The organism is Oribacterium sp. P9 (assembly GCF_046365365.1).
Lineage (GTDB): Bacteria > Bacillota > Clostridia > Lachnospirales > Lachnospiraceae > Oribacterium.
The window spans coordinates 1-2479 of record NZ_JBKEIS010000040.1; the positions used below are offsets into that span (position 1 = coordinate 1).

Here is a 2479-nt window from a genome sequence, read left to right on the forward strand (position 1 = left end):
CTGTATGTTGTAAACTAATAATACTAGTAATTGGAAATAAAAATCCCTGAAATTGGAAAAGGAATTCCCTATAAATGGAAAGGACACGTTGAAACACCAACCAATCAAAATTATCCTTTATCTAAAGCACAACCAATAGATAAGGGAGGAAAGGAAGATGCTCAGCATGTCCGATATCAATCATATCAGAGATTTATACCAAAGTGGCTATAAGATCAGTGAAATTCACAAAAAAAACGGTGCTGATCCTAAAACCATAAAGAAATACCTGGAGAAGGAGGATTTTTCGGACAGCCCAGTTACGGTTTCGCCAAAGTCATCCATTCTTGATCCGTTTAAACCGGCGATCAGGCAGTGGCTTGAGGAGGACCGAAAACACTGGTGCAAACAACATCATACAGCACAGCGGGTCTACGACCGGCTGGTTGAGGAACAAGGTTATACAGGCAGCTACGAGACAGTACAGCGGTATCTGAAAAAGATCCGTAAGGATGTCCAGAACAAAGCTTCGCAGGAACTGGTCTGGGATCCCGGCTATGCTCAAGTGGATTTCGGAGAGGCGGATTTCTATGAGGACAACCGTTGCGTTCGCAGGAAATATCTGGTCGTTTCGTTTCCGTTCAGCAATGACTCCTATACTCAGCTCTTCTGTGGTGAAAACGCAGAGTGCGTCTGTCAGGGACTTGAGGATATCTTTACCCACATCGGAGGAGTTCCGCCGGTCCTGATCTTCGACAATGCTACCGGAGTCGGCCATCGGGTACATGACAAAGTTATCGAAACCGAGATGTTTAAAAAGTTCCGTGCTCAATACCGCTTTCAGGTCAGGTACTGTAATCCAGAATCCGGCTGGGAAAAGGGCAATGTCGAGAATAAAGTAGGGACGATCCGGAGAAACCTCTTTGTGCCAGCGCCACACTATCATGACATGGTCGAATATAACAAGACTCTGCTCCCAATGAATAAGCGCAAGGCTGCCAAGCCTCATTACAAAAAGTTGCAGCTGATCAAAGATCTCTTCAAAGAAGACCAGAAGCAGTTCCTGACCCTTCCATCAAGTGCATTTGATGTATGTCGGTATGACTGGTTCAAGGCAGATGGCTACGGCAAGGTATGCATTGACGGAAAGCATTACTATTCAACCAAACCTGAACTCCATAATCAGAAAGTGTTAATCGGTATCAGAGCTCATTACATTGATGTTCTCGAGGAAAATGGTCAGTTGATCGTACGGTACCGACGTCAATACGGCGATGTACGGACCGACGTTTCTGATTATAGCACGACACTCAGCGTACTTTCCCGAAATGCCGGTGCCTGGAACAACAGCGGTATACGGAAGGAACTTCCGGATCCGCTCAGGGATTACCTGGACGGACTGGAAAAACCGGAGCTTAAGGAAAAGCTCAGACTTATGAGCGGGCTTAACGATGAGTATGGTTACAGAGCGGCTGTGGATGCCATGACTATGTCCCTTAAAAACGGAGATGTTAATTCATCCGATGCCACGATTATTGCGCAACGCATCACAGGCTATGGTATTGATACCCCTCCGGAGTCAGGACCATCTTTGGAAGTGTATGATAGGGCGTTTTGGGGTCCAGGAAGGGAGGACGAGGCATCATGATAACAGCAAAGGAACAGACCGGGATACTCGACGACATCAACGGTTACTGCAAAAAACTGTTTTTCACGGCAGCAATCCCAGAAATGTGCCAGACGGATGGTACCCCTAAGCAGATCGAGTATCTGCACGATGCCCTCAAAAAGGAAATCGAAAATCGGGAGATCAATCACATCCACCGGCTGATCAAACGAGCCCGCTTCCCCGTTTATAAAACCTTTGATGGCTATGACTTTTGCCAGACCAAACTGCCTCCAGCTCTGACAAAAGAGGATCTGTTAAATGTCTCTTTCATCGAAAAGAAGCAGAACCTGGTTCTCTATGGACCAGTGGGGCTTGGGAAGACACATATGGCAATCGCCGCAGGCGTACTGGCCTGCAAAAAAGGCTATAAGGTGCGTTTCTATACGGTGACTGAATTGGTCCTGAAACTCGCCGAGGCGCGAAAAAACGGTACGCTGGAGCGCCTGAGAACAACTCTTAACCAACAGGACCTGCTGATCCTCGATGAGTGGGGTTATGTGCCGGTAGACCGGGACGGATCCGAGCTGCTTTTTCAGGTCATATCGGACAGCTACGAAAGCAGAAGTCTGATCCTGACCACAAATATTGAGTTTTCAAAATGGGGTGGCATCTTTACGGATGAACAGATGGCTGCCGCGATGATTGACCGTCTCGTCCATCATGGACACTTAATCATGTTCGACGGGAAAAGTTATCGGATGCAGCATGCATTGATGCGCCAGACAGTACCTCAGAATGAAGAAATCGTGTCCTGACAAAAACAAGGAATTCCCTTTCCAAAAACAGGGAATTTTGATGACAATTTTGAGGATTAACTATTGACAATATACA

2 protein-coding genes are annotated in these 2479 nt (G+C 46.6%); both read left to right on the top strand.

The annotated features are described in order from the left end of the window. The first annotated feature begins 166 nt into the window (after positions 1-166). Positions 167-1627 carry an IS21 family transposase gene (istA, locus tag ACK8P7_RS10880; RefSeq protein ID WP_410044218.1) on the top strand — a complete coding sequence of 487 codons (1461 nt, stop codon included), beginning with the start codon at positions 167-169 and terminating at the stop codon, positions 1625-1627. After that, positions 1624-2403, top strand: a complete 780-nt coding sequence (gene istB, locus ACK8P7_RS10885) for an IS21-like element helper ATPase IstB (RefSeq protein WP_410044219.1) — start codon at positions 1624-1626, stop codon at positions 2401-2403. The genes istA and istB overlap by 4 nt, the downstream gene beginning before the upstream one ends. Positions 2404-2479: the final 76 nt, after the last annotated feature.

What these genes read in the sequence shown, in the direction of transcription:
- istA (WP_410044218.1), top strand. Translation starts at nt 167, where the DNA reads ATGTCCGATATCAATCATATCAGAGATTTATACCAAAGTGGCTATAAG.
- istB (WP_410044219.1), top strand. Translation starts at nt 1,624, where the DNA reads ATGATAACAGCAAAGGAACAGACCGGGATACTCGACGACATCAACGGT.